The following is a 17,750-nucleotide window of genomic DNA, read 5'->3' as shown; positions in this document are numbered from 1 at the left end:
AGTACTGCCGCTATCATTTACAGTTTGATAATATTTAAAAAGAAAACATCATTTTCATGAATCTCCAGTTCTTTTAAAACCGGAATTCCATCTTTTATAGTAACAATCTCTTTTAAAAACGGTGAACCGTCGTTTTGTTTTTTGATTTGCTCAACCTGTTGCTTTGTAAGTTGAGAAGGCCGTCCCATAGACAGGTAAGTTGTATAAGCATCATTGCTGCGATAACCAACTTTATAAACTTCAAGAGCATAATTGCCATTGGGAACATTTGCAATATTGATCTTTAGCTTTCCTTTTGATTTCGAAGGCAGATCACGGATATAATACTGCTGGTTATTCACCGAGTCGGGAATCGTGTAAGTGTAATCCCAAATTAATGCCTGCATGTTTCCGGATGAGTCTTTACAAACCCACGAAGCGGCATCTTTATTTACCAGTTCAATATTTCCCAACCGGTTCAAAAACTGGTATGAATAGAATACTGACTTATTAATTCCTTGTGTGTTCAGCATTCCAAAACCACCGTGGAAAGGTGTAAATCTTGGGCCCGGTTCTTCAAAAACATCCGTAAACACCCAATACGACATAGAGTTCGCCGCATTTCCTACCTGCTTCATTTTTTGCAACACATACGCTGCACTATGATAACTATCATGAACAGGATCGGCCGGCGTATAAGATGAACTCCATTCGGTGTAATGCAATTCTAAATTTGGTATTGGAGAACTTGCAATTTCTTTTCTCGATTGCAGCACATCACCGCTAACTGCAAATTCTTCTTTAGCGAGCACAGTACCTGAATTTCCATATTCATCCAGAAATCCCTGATTCACTCCATAAGAGTGTGTACTTACAAAATCGATTGGCACATTGTTTTTATGACAATAAGCTATCATTTCCGGCTCCCATGCTGCTCCGGCTGTACCAGGCCCACCAACACGATATTCCTTGTTTACGCTTTTAACGGCTTGTGCTGCGTATTTATAAAGTTTGAAATAATCTTCCTGTGTTCCTGTCCAAAAACCGGGAGAAAGATTGGGTTCATTCCAAACTTCAAAATACCAGGTCTTTACTTCATCGGCACCATAACGTTCCGTAAAATGTTCGGTAAGATTTTTTATTAAACCCGCCCATTTTTCATAATCTTTTGGTGGAGTTACATTTCCCCGCCACCAAAAAATTGTTTGAGGTCCGCTTGCTAATGCGCCTGGCATAAAACCTAATTCAACAAAGGGCTTCATTCCAATGCTGTGCAAAAAATCAAACAAGGCATCCACATACATGTAGTTGTATTCAGGATTGCCTTTGTTGTCTTCTTTATAAACAGCCATATCATCAGTCAGCAATCCATGCATGCGGATGTATTTGAAACCACATTCTTTTCTTACATAAGCCAATTGTTGCTGCCAATCCGCTCTTAATCCTTCATTGGCTCTGCCGGCACCCACACATTCTTTAAAAAAGGTATTCAGTGAGCCTGCCGGTTTGCTGAAATCTACATTTATTATTCGCTCCTGAATAACCTGTTTATTGCGATTTGAACTTTGACTAAACAGTTGAACGGAAATGAAAGGAAGTATAAGCGTTAATAAGAAGATATTTTTTTTCATTGAGAATAATTTCGGTCGCATAAAAAAATTCCTGCACATGGCGATTATTTTTTGTGTTGATGATGATAGTTGCCGGCATTAAACCATTTGCGCCGGGATTTTTATTTTTGAGTGATGCCTTTCCAATCATCTGTTCTGAAAGGGGTAGCAGGCAAGTCTTCTGAATTGATAAGATTGCACTCCGGATTGTCTGCCCAGGCATATCGCACAGCAACTGGTTCCGCAACTTTATCACAAGAAACAATCACTTTATTTCCCTCAATAGTTGCATTTGCCCAATAAAATTTTTTGTCTTTACCTGCAATGGCAAAACCTTTCACTTCTTTTCCATCTCTCGTTGAAAGGCCTGAACCGGAATTGATAAAATTGATGCGGATATGATTTCCTTTTTTCTGAAAATTTTTATACTGCGGACCAGATGCGATGACGGCTCGTTTGTACACCATTTTATTGGCAATTAATGCCAGCCGGCGGCCAACCTCCTGCTTATTTTTTGGATGAATATCATTCGCTTCACCAATATCTATGGCGCAAGCCATACCTGTATTAGGCTGAGATAGTGTCAGCGTTTGCGCTTCTCTCAATTCGGCCCATTCGCTTTCAGATGGAAGCGGTTTTGTTTTCATGTAATTGGCCAACTGAACAAATAAGAATGGAAGATTACCCTGTTGCCAGCGTTGCCGCCAGTCTGTGATCAGCATGGGAAATAATTTTCTATAATTGTAAGCTGCCCCGGCATTCGATTCCCCCTGGTACCAGATAAATCCCTTGATGCCAAAAGGAATAAGCGGGTTAATCATCGCATTGAAAAGCACTGTTGGATAATACTGATAGTTGAGTATTTTCGGAAAAGCGGTTTCAAGGTCTTTTTGATACAACCATTTTCCGGCTAAAGAAATTTTAAAAGCACCATCGGTAATATAAAGGTCTTCTGCCGGAGGATTCAAACCGCCACCGCCCCACAGCATGGCCACCCTGACAGCTATTGTATTTTCTCCGCTCTTCACCAAGTTGGCTGGAATGGTATAAGAATGTGTCGGATTAGAATTCCAAACATTTTTACAAATCGCTTCACCATTAAAGTAAAGCGAATAGTTCATCTCCGGATGCCCCAGATTGATGGTTAATTCTTTTTGGTTAAATGATTCAGGCAAGGTGATTTTTTTTCTTAGCCAAACCACTCCTTCATAAGCCCCAATCCCAAAATCTTTTACCACATTGGGCATTTCAACTGTTGTCCAACCAGCGTCATCAAATGTGGGAACTGCGAATATTTTATCCGCATTGTTTTGTGGGTTATAAACAATATTCCAAATGCGTATCCAGTTCAAGCTATCGGTTAAAAAGTCTTCCCGGTCTAAACCAAGCGTATCATTGCTAAGCGTTTTTGTTTTAGTAATAGGTGATGTAAGCAACATCTCCCTGCTTGTCCACGCTTCTACCGGTGTGCCGCCCCAGGTGCTTTGAATAATGCCTACGGGAACATTTTGATCACGGTGTATTTTGCGTGCAAAATAGTAGGCCACCGCAGAGAATCCTTTCACATGTACAGTATCGCAAACTTTCCATTTACCGGCACGAATGTCGGGCTGTGGTTTTAGTTGTTTATCCTGTTCAACAACCAAAAAACGTATTTGCGGAAAATCGGCATTTGCAATTTCTTTACCCGCATCTTTTGCCTGTTGCACCTGCCATTCCATATTTGACTGACCGGAAGCAAGCCAAACATCACCAATCAAAATTCCTTTCAGTTTAATTTTAGAATCCGGTTTGCCTGATTCTGCAATGTCAAGTGTATATGGCCCACCTGCTTTAAATACAGGAAACCTGATCTGCCATTTTCCATGTTGATCAGCTTTCGCTGTTGCCTGTATGTTTCCAAGTTTTGCAACGATCAATGCACCCGGAGTTGAATTTCCCCACACAGGTATTTTGATGCCCCGCTGTAAAACCATGCTGTCACCAAATACTTTGGGTAGACTGATTTGAGCATAAGTAAATGTTTGAGAAAGAAGAAATGTTGTAAGGAAAAGGAGCGATGTTCGTACCCGGAATCTCATTGTATTGTTCATTTGTTTTTAGCACATCAAAAAATAACTTTCTTGTTGAAGCAAGTACAGCCAAAGTCATGAAACCCTGAAAAGTGTACTATTTCCTGGCAGATATTGTTCTTTTACGCCTTGTCTGCTCATACCTGCATCAGCTTTATGATTGCGTTGGCCTCGTTTGAACCCTTTGAGGGAGTAATATTTCGTTGTAAAATCATTCCAGCACCATTACAAATCCACTATTTGCATTTAGTGTGATATCACATTTCTTTTGTCTTGCCGTGTTCAGGACTGTTTTTGAAAACAGTTCACCTTTTGTACCATCAGTGAACAGAGTTGCCTTGTTTTTCTTAAATGAGGCAAGGTCAAGATTTACTTTCTTTTCATTTTTATCTCCATTAATACCGGCAATGTACCAGCGATTACCACTTCGCCTGGCAATGACAGCGTCTTTCCCGGGATGGCCTTCCAAAAATTTTATATCGTCCCAATAGTCAGGAAGTGTTTTTAAAAAATATTTTACATCATCGGGAACCTTCACCATTCCTTCGGGTGCCTGAGCATAATGTTGTATGCCGGATAAGAACAATACCGAAAGGGCCAGTTCAAAGGCGGGAGTGGTTTTTCTGATACAATTTGACGACGTAAGTCCCGTAAGATTCATCGGTGTAAAATCCATCGGGTCGAATGCATTTCTTGTAAACGGCAACATAGCGCAATGGTTGGCCTGCTTGTCTGCTGCTTTCTGGTCAAATGTTACCATCTCCATTCCATAAATTGCTTCGGCTGTCATAAGATGAGGATATGTTTTTTGCCAGCCTCTTGGCAATGTTGCACCGTGAAAGTTCACCAACAGCTTATATTTTGCAGCATCGTTCAAAATATCAATGTAGTATTGAATCATGCTCTGACCATCGCCACCAAAGAAATCAATCTTCACACCTTTAATACCTAATGACTGCAGACGGCTGAATTCTTTTTCTCTTCCTTCCTTCGTCAGCAGCATATCTTTTGGATGATATTTTACAGTGTTCCAGTCACCGGCCGAATTATACCATAATAGTAATCCAACATTTTTTTGTTTTGCATAGGTTGCGAGTTCAGCTACCTTATCATATCCGATCTTAGTATCCCAGTCTGCATCAATCAGGCAATATTGCCAGTGCATGTCATAGGCATAGTCAATATATTTTTTTTGTTCATTGAAAGTGATGTTGTCATCCTTGCTATTGATCCAGCTCCAGGATGCTTTGCCCGGTTTAATAAATGATTGGTCTATGTTAATAGCTTTCGGCGCCAGATCGGTGCCCAACGTGGATTCTCCAATTGTTTTCAAACTGCCAATTGTTATAATTCGCCAGGGTGTAAGCCACGGCTTATTGTTTTCCGGTAGATTACCACCGGTAGAGGCGCCATGCATGGCGTCTCTACCGGTGGTAAACACTTCTCTCGGATCGGCAAAGCCGATTGAATAAACAGACGACAATGAGTCATTGATCAATCTTGTGCCGCAATAAGTACCATCAAGCGCTGCTTCGGTAATCAGTACCCATGTATCGTTTGTTTTAAACAACGCAGGATACACCCAGCCTGACTTTAATGGCGACGCTGTGCCAACAGAAATATCCTGCAAATAATGTTCTTCATAAGAAGGATGACAACGCTCCCAACCTGTTTTTGCCTCACTCATGGGTTGTAACCACGCTCTTGTGTTTTTGTCAAAAGCAAATGAGGAATGTTCCTCAATAATTGTTTCCTTATTTTTTATCCAGGGAAAAGAATACCGGAACGCCACACCGTCGTTGGATAATCGGAAAATGATATCCATTTTTTTTCCTTCTTCATTAGTAAAAGACACTACCAATTGATTGGCTTGGTAAAGAATGTTGCTTTTTTTTGCATTCTTTGTTTGGTAACTATCTGTTATGCGCCGGGGCTTAGATGTCATCACCAGTTGCATGCGTTGTGTAAAATCGTGTCCCTTCATCATCACTCCTAAAGCAGAAGGTTGAATGACGTTAACACCAGATTTCTTTACCGCATATTGAATTTCACCTGAAGCTGATAAGAATACGTTCAATGCAATGGACTTGTCCGGACTCTGTAATTGCGCAACCCGTTTTGAGGTTTGATTTGAAGTTTGAGCAATTAATTCTTCTTCCGAAAAGAAAAAAAGTAAGATCGCTAATAATAAAGAAGTTTTTTTCACACTAATTCTTTTTAATAATCTTATTAAAGTTAAACGACACGCTTAAAGCATATACAATGCTTTGCTTTGTTGAAAAAAGATTGTTACGGAGAACCATAACAATCTCCCGTGTTTTTGATGGTCAATATTCTGTTCATAAAATGGGAATGCATCCAGCGATGCATTCCCAGAATTGATGAAAGAGTTGTCAATTAACAATGAGCTTCTTAGTAAAACTAAATGCTTCCGAATTTATCCTGACAATGTAGAGACCCGTCTTAAGGCGTGAATCAATCTCTATCTTGTTATTGCCTTGAGCGATCTTTTCGTAAACCATTCTGCCCTGGCTATCATAAATTTTTACGACCGCATCTTTTGAAATTTCCGGAAGAAGAATAGTAAACCTTCCTTTGCCGGCAGGATTCGGATACAGGCTAATAGCATCCTCATTAATATTGGCTGCCGTTCCCTGAGCAGATGACATTCTGGATCCAGTTCCTCCCGGAACAAACGGAGAAAGATAGCTTCCGGCGATTACCTGTTGTGTAATGCCGGGACCCTGCCAGGCTACAGCTACATTATCTCCACCGGTTCCTTCCTTGTGAAGGACTTCGATGTAGTATTTCTGTCCGGCAGTAAGGTTGATGGTTACAGATTGTTGTGAAGCATACTTATTCCATTGTCTCGGATTTGTCGAACCATTCACAAAAGCAATCCTTGAACTATTAGAAGGATTGTCGCTTGTGCTCAGATATAATTCAGTGTTATCATTTCCGGCCACCCAGAATATGTAGCTTCCGCTTGTAGTAGAATGAACATATCCACGTATTCTCGTTCCGTAGTTATTCGCCCAGTTTGTCGGGCCTTCCAGGCTGGTGATCTGCCCGCTACCCGTAGGATTGTTTGGATAATTGGCATTGGAAGTAAGGCTACTAATTGTACTTCCGTTAATACCTGTCCAGTATTCTCTCAGTATGGAGCCTGTGACGGCGGAAGTCACAGTGACGTTAAAGGTCTGTGTGCTTTGGCATCCCCCGGTATTAGTATATGTAGCAACATAGTTCCCTGCCTGGTTGGCCTGGATATTTGAAATGGTTACTTCACGGGTGCTGGCACTAAAACCATTCGGTCCGCTCCAGTTCCATGATCCTCCCTGGGTAGGCTGTGGGCCAAACATTACAGTGCCTCCCGCAGTTAGAGAAGCATTGGCGGTCTGCTGCCACGCTCCGCCGTTAATCTGCACGTACGGAGTGATAGTAGTGGGTGTACAGGGGGAAGTCACCGTGACGTTAAAAGTCTGCGTACTTTGGCATCCTCCGCTATTGGTGTAGGTGGCAATATAGTTGCCTGCCTGAATGGCCTGAATATTTGAAATGAATACTTCACGTGTTGTAGCACTAAAATTATTTGGCCCGCTCCAGTTCCATGATCCGCCCTCGGCAGGCTGTGGGCCAAACATCACCGTGTCACCTGCAGTTAGTGAAGCATTGGCGGTCTGCTGCCAGGCTCCTCCGTTAACTTGTACATACGGAGTGATTGTAGTAGGTGTACAGGAACCAGTAGGCTCCCAATAAATTAAGCCTCTTCCTCCGCCGGCGCTCATGAATACTCTTCCGGCAACGTTCATATCTCCGATAAGCAATGGTGCTCCTGCAAACTGGTGGGCATCATCATTCAACCTAAGCCATGTGACACCCTGGTCTGTTGATCTGAAAAGGCCTGTAACACCTGACACTGTTCCCCAAATGAAAACAGTAGGATAATTAGATCCGGGCATTGCCTTTCCTATCCCGATAGATTTGCAATAAGTTACATTGGCAACAGTTGTATAAGTGGATCCAGCGTCGGTCGAATATTTTAATCCATTGCGGCCAAGAGGTATCCAGATATGGCCTTCAAAACCTGGCACTGTCCGGGCCAGAGCTGACTCCCATGGATGGTTCGCTGTTGACGCACCAGGGGTGCCTGCTACTGAAAAGCTGACTCCTTTATCGGAGCTTCTAAATAACTGGCCCGCTGAAGGATGGTAGATGTAGAAGTAATTTGGATTTACCTGATCGGACACTGGAGCAGCGTCGCCCACTACTACACCCAAACTGCTCAACCAGGTTCCACCATTATTGGTTGTATAGTAGGTGATCGAGGACCCCCAGGGGCAATGCAGGATCGTGCCTCCATCGGCGCTGACGACCACCCTTCCTGCCGTACCCATATTGGTAGTGGCTGCCGTCCACGTAGCACCCTTATCATTGGAATAGTAAACAACATTTCCTTCATTGGCAATTCTTACTACTTTGTTTGGGTTGGCAGCAGCATACGCAATGCTGTTGTTATTATAACCACCTAAAGGAGAAAGTTTAGTTGAAGGAAAAGAAGTCAGCGGTTCATGCACAAAGCCGGTTACATCTCCAAACGAGGAAATAACCGGGCCTCCGGGAATGCTTATCACGTCAAGCAATGCTGTTTCTTCAATTCCGATCACATCGTATTTCCATGATGGATTTGCGGCTGTGATATCAGGACATGTGTATACGCCGCCACCGCCAATTACCCGTACTATTGAGGGGTTTGAAAGGTCAAACTCAATACAGTCCATCCAGTTAACCGCTCCTCCCCTTGACCATTCCATACCGTTGGCGTCATAGGTGGCGTTGGTACCATTTTTAAGTGTCCAGGTCGATCCTCCGTCGATTGATAGAAAAATAAAGTCTCCCCATCCGGTACCAAACTGGTTGTTCCAATACATGCCACAGGTAGAAACGACTACCCGGTTAACATTATTCGGGTCTATGCTTACGCCGCCGTACGAGTAATCCTTCGAATGAACAGGGGTAACGTTTGTCCAGACCCCTGTAGCCGTGTTAAGCTTATATACCTTTCCATCTCCATTGAGTGACGGGCCTGCACCATCTGCGTAGGTAACATACATGGTAGTTCCCTCCAGGGCGGCGCGGTGCGGCATAAAACTGATGGTAGGTGAAATATCAGTAAAGGTGACGCCTCCGTCTGTACTCTTGTAGAGGGTGCCGCCTCCAATGCGGGACACACCTATGTAGATAGTTTGACTCGCTCCGTTTACAACATTGCTTGAAGGGTCAAAGAGGACAAAACATATTCCGTTGCCATTGGCAGTGGTAGTGACACCGCTCCAGGCAAGGTTCCAGGTAACGCCGGCATCTGTGCTTTTCCATAATCCATTCTCTCTTGTACCGCAGAATAATATGTTGCTGTTTTTGGGATCAACGGCAAGACGTTCTCCATTGCCCCGCCCCTCGCCATTTCCATGCGTTTTAAATTTGGAAGTGACATCTGTATACGTGAACGTATTTCCTTTGTCGGTAGATCTCAATATAGCCGTTCTTCCACCATTGATATAGGAAGTTCCGCATAGCATATAAATATTGTTGGCGTTTTGCGGATCGAGCGCCAACGCATCCACGCCATAAAATCCATTTTCTGCCTCGTTAAACCAGTCGAGCAGTTGAATCCATTTATTATTCGCAGCATCCCAGCGATAGGTGCCACCTACGTCCGTGCGGCAATACCTATCACCCGATGTTTTGTGGGTAACGATCCCTGTCACAAATCCACCACCACCAATAGGTGCGTTTTTCCATGTATAACCTGAGGTTTGAGCCTTTACTTCATAGTCCTGAAACAGATTAATTAAAAAAAATAAACATAGTAACCCAAGTGATTTTTTCCTGAACTGTGAGGATACTTTAGTTGACAAGAATCTGAATAGATAAAAATGTGGCATAATCTTTAGTTTTTCTATTATAATATTGGGTTATCACAATTATTAGAAAGTTGAAAAGGCCAGTTGCCTTTGCCACATTCCTTTATCCCCGACTGGCCAGCCCATCTTTTATCAAAATACTTTATTTCGCCCCTTCCAAAAGAGCGTCAATTGTTCTTTGATCTTTTACTGTATTATTTGCTCTATCCAAAGCACCTCCTGTATCCCACCAAAATGGTTTTATTCCGCGGGCCAACGCTTCTTTAGTTGTAAAGGTTATCCAATAGTCCACCGATGCCTCGTGCGTTGCCAGGTCTAATGGGACATGGTTGGAATTATTACGCCTGTAAGCGCCATACTCACCCATTATCACCGGTATTCCTTTATCGACAAATGCTGCTTTAACTTTATTGTAGTCAGAAATTATGTCGTTCTCTTCACCGAATGTAGCGTTACGATCAGGTTCAATGGTTGAATGATGCCCGTTGCCCCAATAGTAAATCATCCTGCCCCAGCTTTGGTCTTCACCAAAGAAACAAAACAATGAAGGCGTGTAGTTATGCGCTTCAACCATCAGGCGATTAGCTGCCGGGTCAGTAGGAAGTGTGGTCATGTATTGAGATGTCAATGACATGCTTGTATTGGGTCCCTGGAGAATAAGTACGCGGTGACTGTTTTTTCCACCTGTTGAACGAACAGCATTAACAAAAGTCTGATGATGGGATGTTAAGATTGCAGTTTCCGCTGCATCATCCGCATTCGGTTCATTGGCACTGGCAAACATTAAATGCTCGTCAAAGTCACGTAAAGCTGTAGCAATTTGCTCCCATAATGCTTTTTGTTTAGCACTGACAGAATCTTGCTTTAGTTTGCTGATGTTATTTTCCAGCCAGCCACCATCCCAATGAATGTTGAGCATAACATACATATCATTGTTGACGCAGTATCCAACAATTTCCTTAACTCTATTGAGCCAGGCGGGATCTATCTTTGCGGTTTTTTCGTCGCTTAAATGTGTCCAGTTCCATGCGCATGGCAGGCGAATAGCAGTAAAGCCCTGCTGTTTTACAAATTTTATGTACGACTCTGTTATCTGAGGATTACCCCAACCCGTTTCACCATTAGGCGCCTCCATCGTATTACCAATGTTCCATCCCAATTTAAATTTGGCAGCCAATTGCACAGCAGTGCTCATTCCTATTGAATCAGGCGCCTTGGGCGATGTATTGTAAGATGGATATATCGTAGCTGGTTGCGAAACTTTAACTCTTCTTGCCTGCCCGTTTGAAGAGTTTACTGACAAGTATATAGAACGGGTAGCACCGGTTTGATTAGGCATTGCAGTTAATTGAATGATGTTGTTGCCGCTATTGCCGGATAATTTGCTGAATTTAAGCCACAAAGCAAGATTGCTGATACTCCATTGTGCATTACAGTTGATCGTCAGGTCTGCTGTTCCTCCTTCCGCGGGAAGATTAATCTCCGACGGTGAAACAGAGAGTTCGGGATTAACGGCATCGTTCTTTTTTTTACAGCCAATAAAAAATAATATGGCCATCAAAAATCCTATCAATTTGTAACTACTCATTTTTTTGTTTTTTGTATTCATAGAGGTAAACTAATTTTTACAATAGACCTGAAAGGATGGTACAATATTCATTGACCATCCCCAGGTCATCTGCTTGCATGAGAGACTACTATTTTATTTTTACTACTCTTAAATTGTCAAATGCTCCATAAAAGCCCGTTGGTGTATCTGAAGTGCTAAAGTTTTTCAGCCACAGATAGCACTCACTGTTTCCGGATGTACCCAGCAGATCAGCAAACTTTGTCATTGAAGCTCCCCTACCATCGCCAAGTGTTGCATCTGTTTTACGGAATGCAGAGAAAGGAATGGTTATTGTTTGCCAGCCTTTTGTAGTGTATGGCGCTGTGGTGGTTGCAGATTTTTGCCAGGGCTCCAACCGGCATGTATATGTAGCATCAGAGCTTTGAATAAGAATGGAAGGCCCATTCCATTCTTGCGGAATATTTACTTCAAATTTAAATGCCCAATTGTCAATAGGATCATTCATACTGGCTGTGGGCACCCACTGCACCGCGTTCATACGTATGGCATAACTTGACCAGGTATTACCTTCGCCGGAACTAAAAATGCCTCTTTTCAATACCTGGTACTGACTCTGATTTCCTGGGAAATCAGGGCTGCCACTTGTTAAATTGCTACCGCCCCACCATTGCCAGTTAAAGTTGCTGCCCCATTCCCAGTTTGATATAGAACCTACACCTACTATATCATTTACGTTGTAAACTGTAGTTGCTGTACCGAATGGTGTGGTAATGGATACAGGGCCGCTTGTTGAAATAGAAGGCATAACAAAACCTATAGAACTACCATCGGCGGATGCATTAAAGGAAGTGATAGTAGCTCCTGCAAAAGTGAACGTTTGAATTTTTTTGAAATAAGTACCATAAACAAATACCGAATCACCAGCGATTGCATTTTCGTTGGAAACGCCGGTAATTGTAGGTGTTGCCGATATTTTGTAAGTTACTGTACCGCTCTTAGTAGTTACTACTATATCTCCGCTTGTGGGAGCCGGCGAAGGCATAACAAAACCAAGGGACGTTCCCTCGGTATTCGTTTTAGATGAAGAAATTTTAGTTCCGCCGTAGGAAAAACTCTGGACTAAAACCAGATTCGTTCCATAAATAAAAACAGAATCTCCAGGGTTAGCAAATACATTGGAAATAGCAGAAATAGTTGGCGCAGCGGGGCCTAATTTGAAAGCAAACGTAGTTGTGCCTCCTGTTGTAGCGTACTCTATCGTATAAAGCTTAGTGGTATCGATTGTTGAAAACAGTATGGTAGGTATTCGCACTACTGCATTGTTCTGTGCAAACAAAGCACTATTAAAAGAAGCGTTTACACCATTAAACTTTATTTGAATTGCATTTTTCAAATTCTGACCTGAAATAACCACCCACTGGCCGTCTCTTATTTGGTCATTAACTGTAAGGCCATTAATTACGGTATCATTCGGATCGGCTGCATAACTCCTAACCTCCGTAATGACAGGAGGAGTATCATCACTAATATCTTTTTTACAGGCCGATAGTAAAGCCACTATAATTATAAGAAGCGGCAAATAAAAGCGGTGATTTAATATTTTATTCATAATAGTATATTATAACGTTATGGATTAATAATAGGGAACAGGCGGCTCAGCCAGGTTGGGATCTGCCCCCAGTTCGGATGCAGGTAATTGCAATGTAAAGGCTTCAATTTTAGCTGGTATTACAGCTGTACCAATAGGATCATCCGGAGTAGCTACTCCGTTTGAATACTTAAATGTTACCCGCTGTTGCTTGTTGAGAATATCCACCGCTTTGGTGGGGTTCCAATAAGAAAGGCGCACCAGGTCCAGCCAGTATTGTCCTTCGAAAGCAAATTCAATTCTTCTTTCTTTAAGAACACTGTCCATGTTTATTGTTGTAACAGGGTCAACACCAGCCCTTGTTCTTACTTTATTAAAATATTTCAACGCCTCACCATCGGAGGTACTTGCATTATTTCCCAGGATCGCTTCGGCATAAATTAAATAAACATCTGCAAGACGAAGCAGCGCATCATGTTCAATAGATGCTGTAAAGGTCATAGAGGGTGAATTATTATCCTTTTCGTTCCCGATAATATGCTTCTTCATACTTTGTCCACCGGCGGTGTATCCGCCTCCTGCAGCATTCAATTCAGGATAATGATCTCCATTAAGCGTGAAGGTTGCTTTTCTTCTTATACTATCCTTTGCAGAATAATTCAGATACAAATCGTAAGTAGGGTCCAAAGAAGTCCACGCACCATTTTTTTGCGGGTTAATATCAGCGGATGGAGAATATGTCAGCAATAAATTACCTTCTTCCCAGCCAACACTTGGGCCTGTAGCCCACTGAAGTGCAAACAAGGCTTCCTCGTTATCATTGTATTGAGACTGGAACAGGTTGTAATAATTTTTCAACAAATTCAAACCACTGTTATTACAAACATTTCCTGCATATTTTTTTGCACTGTCCAATAATTTCTGATCCCGGCTTCCGTTGCCTCCCAGTCCCGCCATGGTCAGGTAAACTTTTGCCAACATGCCTTGTGCCGACCAGGTTGTCACTCTGCCTTTTTCATCGGTAATGGGTAAGCTTTCTGCGGCAAAGCTTAAATCATTTGTAATAAACTTATAAACGTCGGAAACAATGTTACGCTTTACCAAAGGGTCTTTAATAAGCTTACTGTTATCTTCAATGATAGGAACTGCACCCCACAAACTGGCGAGATAATAATAAGCCATTCCGCGAATAAATTTTGCTTCGCCAATAGCCGCATTTTTATCCGCATCACTAATGGATTTATCTGCCTTTTGTTCTATGGAGTTAATAACACCATTGCATTGACCAATCAAATTGTACAAGCCTTTCCATCCACCCTGCATTACGGGATTCCCGGCAGTAATGGTGCGTGTATAAAGCTGCACCCACTCACCGATCCATTGACGGATGCCGTTTCCGCTTAATATATCTCCCAAAGGCAAATAGGCTTCGTGATGCCATATACCCCAGGGGGAGCCACCATAAAGATTGGCGGTGGCTAATCGTAAATCTGAAGTGGTTTTATAAAAGTTATCCGAACTGATTTGCGATTCCGAAGGGCGGTCAAGAAAGCTTTTCTTACAAGCAAAACAGGAGATCGAAACCACTGCAATCAGTATAGTTTTATTAAGATGTTTCATCTGTTTATTTTTTATTTTATTTTGGCCAGATGGAACCTCGCAAATAATCATTCCCCTGTGTGAGAAAAAAATATCATGCTCGGTTTCATGTGCTAATTTTTATTTTTTGAATTTTGCCACATGTTATTCGTCATAAAATTTTCATCGTCCCGATAGCTATCGGGATATAATAGCCCGAAAATTTTATGGCTCATTTCATGATCTCAAACTTTTTTTATTTGGTTAAATTCAGGTTAGCTCCGATTGTGAATGTCCTTGGTTGCGGATAGTACCCACCATCCCAGCCGGCCTGTAATGGATTCCAGGAGCCGATTTCAGGATCCATACCTGAATAATTTGTTATGATGAAAGCATTTGAAACAGTTGCATAAATCCGAAGTGCGTGTATATGCGCTTTGGCTAATATTTTTTCAGGAAGCCTGTATCCCAGCGTAATGTTTTTGCACCTGATAAACGAACCGTCTTCGATAAACAGATCAGAAGGGCGAAGATTTTCGTTCGTATTATCGTTTCTCAAGCCGGTTATTTTTGTGTTGGGATTCGACACGTAAGCATTTTTGAGATCATTACGTGATCCATTGGGATCGATATACTCAACCCTGGCATAGTCCATAACAGACTTGAAATAGTTGGTATTATTGCGGGGATACGTTTGCGAAATCGTCAACTGGTTGAACACTTTATTGCCATAGCTTCCACTGAGAAAAATGTTCAGATCAAAATTTTTATAACTAAAGGAGTTGTTGAACCCAAACTGAAACTTCGGTAAAGGAGATCCCAAAAACGTTTGGTCATTTGCACTAATAACACTATCCCCATCCAGGTCCTTATATTTTCTGTCGCCATACCAAATTCCACCAAGATCAGGCGAAACAGGGTAAGGAGTTCCGGCCTGATCAACAGGCAAAAATGTAAAATCCTCAGGCTTTGCATAAATACCATCGAATTTATAACCATAGAAAGACCCGATTGCCTGGCCTACCACTGTTTTTTCAAAAACATATCCATTAAACGTTTGCGATAAATTGGCTCCTGCATTACCATTACCCAAACTGATTATTTTATTTACGTTGTGCGAAACAGTAAAATCGGTTCTCCATGTAATATTTTTCGATCTGATATTAGTGGAACTGATCCTGAAATCAAATCCTTTATTGCTCATAGCACCAATGTTAACAATAGGTGCTTCCATAGCTCCGGGTGACCAGCTTGTTGTAGTTCCGGCAAACCCGGGCAAAGGCAGGCTCAATAACAACCCATCTGTCTGGCGATTGTAAATGTCAAAAGAAAAACTTAATCTCCAGTTCAAAAACGTTGCGTCAATCCCGGCATTGGAATATTTTGTTTTTTCCCATCTCACATCAGGATTGGCCAGGTTCGATTGAAACTGCGCAGTGCCCGATAAGCCATTATTTACAGTAGTAAGCATTGTAACAAACGTATTATCTCGTATGCCCTGGTTATTGGTAACACCGTAACCTAAGCGCAGTTTTAAGTCGTTAACAAATGTTACATTCTTGAAAAACGCTTCATTATTTACTTTCCATGCAAAAGCAGCGGAAGAAGTAGTTACCCACTGATGTCCGGGTGGAAACTTGGAAGAACCATCCCTACGAATATTGCCCGTTAACAAATACCTGTCGTTCCAGCCAAGGTTCACACGGCCAAACCAGGATTCAAGTGCCGGTCCGGAACCTGTTGAACCTCCGTTCGCAGCCGTATTGGCATCACCACTGCTAATGGATGTCACGAGATCTGAAGGGAAATTTCTTCTTGATGCCGATACATTTTCAAAAGTGTTCAATTGTGATTCATGCCCGGCTAATGCGTTTACGCTATACTTTCCAAATAAGTGGTTGTAAGTAAGAAAATTGCGAACCACAGTATATATGCTCTGTGAGGCAGAAGACGACGAAGAATTGGTAGTATTTGTAGCCCTGCCAAAATCATATGTAGGATTGAACGTTTTTTGGTTGCTAAAATCAAAATTTCCGGAGGCCTCATTCCTCAATGATAAATCCTTGTAAAACTGAATTTCGGCATACACATTTCCAAATACCTGGTTTCTTTTCCTGGTATTCGTATTCAAAAGCGCCAATCCAACAGGATTGGGAATAGGCACGACCCAACCGTCGTCATTGGTGACACCACCCCAACTGCCATCCAAATTTTTTACAGCAACATCAGGCGTTAAACTCAGAGCATTAGAAATAACGCTTGAAGTAGTTGAATTGACATTCTCATCAACGTGTGCCAATTGAAGGCTGGTTCCCATCTTCAGCCAGTTGGTCGTTTTATTATCTAAATTCAAACGAACCGAATACCTTTTGAAATCAGAACCAAGCGCAATGCCTTCCTGGTTGAAATAAGAAGTTGACAATAAATATTGGGTGCGGGCATCGCCACCGTTAACCGTAATGGAATGATTTTGCATTGGCGCCCTGCGGAACAACTCGTCTTGCCAATCAGTGCCCTTGCCCAGGTATTTTGGGTTTGTAAATTCCGGCCTTGCATCGAACCCCCATACAACCGCACGGTCGTTCAACAGCGTAGCGAGTTCCTGCAAATTAACAGTAGGAAGCCTTTTAGGCAATTCCTGTAAACCATAATAGCCCTCGTATGAAATGGATGGAGCCCCAGCCCTGCCTCTTTTCGTGGTAATTACTATGACGCCATTGGTAGCCTGCGAACCATAAATAGCGGTTGCCGAAGCATCTTTCAATACGTCTATGCTTTCAATTTCGGAAGGGTTGATGGTATTTAATGGGTTTGAACCACTGCCAGGATCTTCTGGAGATGGAATAATAACACCATCTATCACATACAAGGGCGCATTTTTTCCGGTGATAGACGATACTCCGCGAATCTGGATAGATACGCCACCTCCGGGTTGACCGGAAACCTGTTGAACCATTATACCGGCAACTTTTCCCTGTAAAGCCTGGTCGAACGTTGTGGGTGCTGTTTTGCGCAATTCATCTCCGCCTATTGAAGATATAGAACCGGTAATATCTTTCCGCTTCGATTTACCATAACCAATCACAACCACATCATCCAGTTCTAAAGCATTTTCCGTAAGCTTAATTTCAATTGTACTGCTTTTGCCAACTGCAACCTGGGTTTTCTGAAAACCGACCATTGTAACAAGCAGTACATCTCCTTTTGATGCTTCGATGCTAAACCTGCCATCGTCACCAACAGTTGTAGAGCGATTGGTGTTTTTTACGGTAATAGTTGCTCCCGATGCCGGAGCGGAGGTACGTTGATTGATAACTGTACCGTTGATTTTTGTTGTTTGTGCGAAAGTATTTGTGCATATAAGGAATACCGGCATAATACTCCATAGCAGCCATAATCGCAAGCGAGTCGTTTTGGATGATTTCATAT

At 42.2% G+C, this 17,750-nt stretch carries 8 protein-coding genes; all 8 read right to left on the bottom strand.

Translation table 11 applies throughout. The annotated features are described in order from the left end of the window. Positions 1-17 precede the first annotated feature (17 nt). The 8 genes from P2W73_RS01235 to P2W73_RS01200 all read right to left on the bottom strand — a co-directional run bounded on the left by P2W73_RS01235 (position 18) and on the right by P2W73_RS01200 (position 17,748). On the bottom strand, positions 18-1,610 hold the full coding sequence (locus tag P2W73_RS01235; protein WP_276500151.1) for a GH39 family glycosyl hydrolase: 1,593 nt from the start codon (positions 1,608-1,610) through the stop codon (positions 18-20). A 101-nt stretch (positions 1,611-1,711) separates the two neighbouring features. Then, positions 1,712-3,670 (bottom strand): sialate O-acetylesterase, encoded by a 1,959-nt coding sequence (locus P2W73_RS01230; protein ID WP_276500150.1) that lies wholly within the window; start codon positions 3,668-3,670, stop codon positions 1,712-1,714. Positions 3,671-3,872: 202 nt separating this feature from the next. Then, positions 3,873-5,867 carry a glycoside hydrolase family 97 protein gene (locus tag P2W73_RS01225; RefSeq protein ID WP_276500149.1) on the bottom strand — a complete coding sequence of 665 codons (1,995 nt, stop codon included), beginning with the start codon at positions 5,865-5,867 and terminating at the stop codon, positions 3,873-3,875. 187 nt (positions 5,868-6,054) lie between these two features. After that, positions 6,055-9,606 carry a T9SS type A sorting domain-containing protein gene (locus P2W73_RS01220; RefSeq protein WP_276500148.1) on the bottom strand — a complete coding sequence of 1,184 codons (3,552 nt, stop codon included), beginning with the start codon at positions 9,604-9,606 and terminating at the stop codon, positions 6,055-6,057. A 121-nt stretch (positions 9,607-9,727) separates the two neighbouring features. Beyond that, the gene (locus P2W73_RS01215; RefSeq protein ID WP_276500147.1) at positions 9,728-11,173 is read right to left on the bottom strand and encodes a cellulase family glycosylhydrolase; all 1,446 of its coding nucleotides are present in this window, start codon (positions 11,171-11,173) and stop codon (positions 9,728-9,730) included. Between the two features lie 109 nt (positions 11,174-11,282). After that, positions 11,283-12,764, bottom strand: a complete 1,482-nt coding sequence (locus tag P2W73_RS01210) for a glycan-binding surface protein (protein WP_276500146.1) — start codon at positions 12,762-12,764, stop codon at positions 11,283-11,285. Between the two features lie 24 nt (positions 12,765-12,788). Continuing rightward, positions 12,789-14,363 (bottom strand): RagB/SusD family nutrient uptake outer membrane protein, encoded by a 1,575-nt coding sequence (locus tag P2W73_RS01205; protein ID WP_276500145.1) that lies wholly within the window; start codon positions 14,361-14,363, stop codon positions 12,789-12,791. Between the two features lie 214 nt (positions 14,364-14,577). After that, a complete protein-coding gene (locus P2W73_RS01200) occupies positions 14,578-17,748 on the bottom strand; it encodes a SusC/RagA family TonB-linked outer membrane protein (RefSeq protein ID WP_276500144.1) in 3,171 nt (1,056 codons plus the stop codon). Between the last annotated feature and the right edge of the window lie 2 nt (positions 17,749-17,750).

Source organism: Terrimonas pollutisoli (genome assembly GCF_029360765.1).
GTDB classification, from domain to species: Bacteria; Bacteroidota; Bacteroidia; order Chitinophagales; family Chitinophagaceae; genus Terrimonas_B; species Terrimonas_B pollutisoli.
Note: the sequence above shows the minus strand (reverse complement) of the source record. Positions and strands in the feature narration are given on the sequence as shown.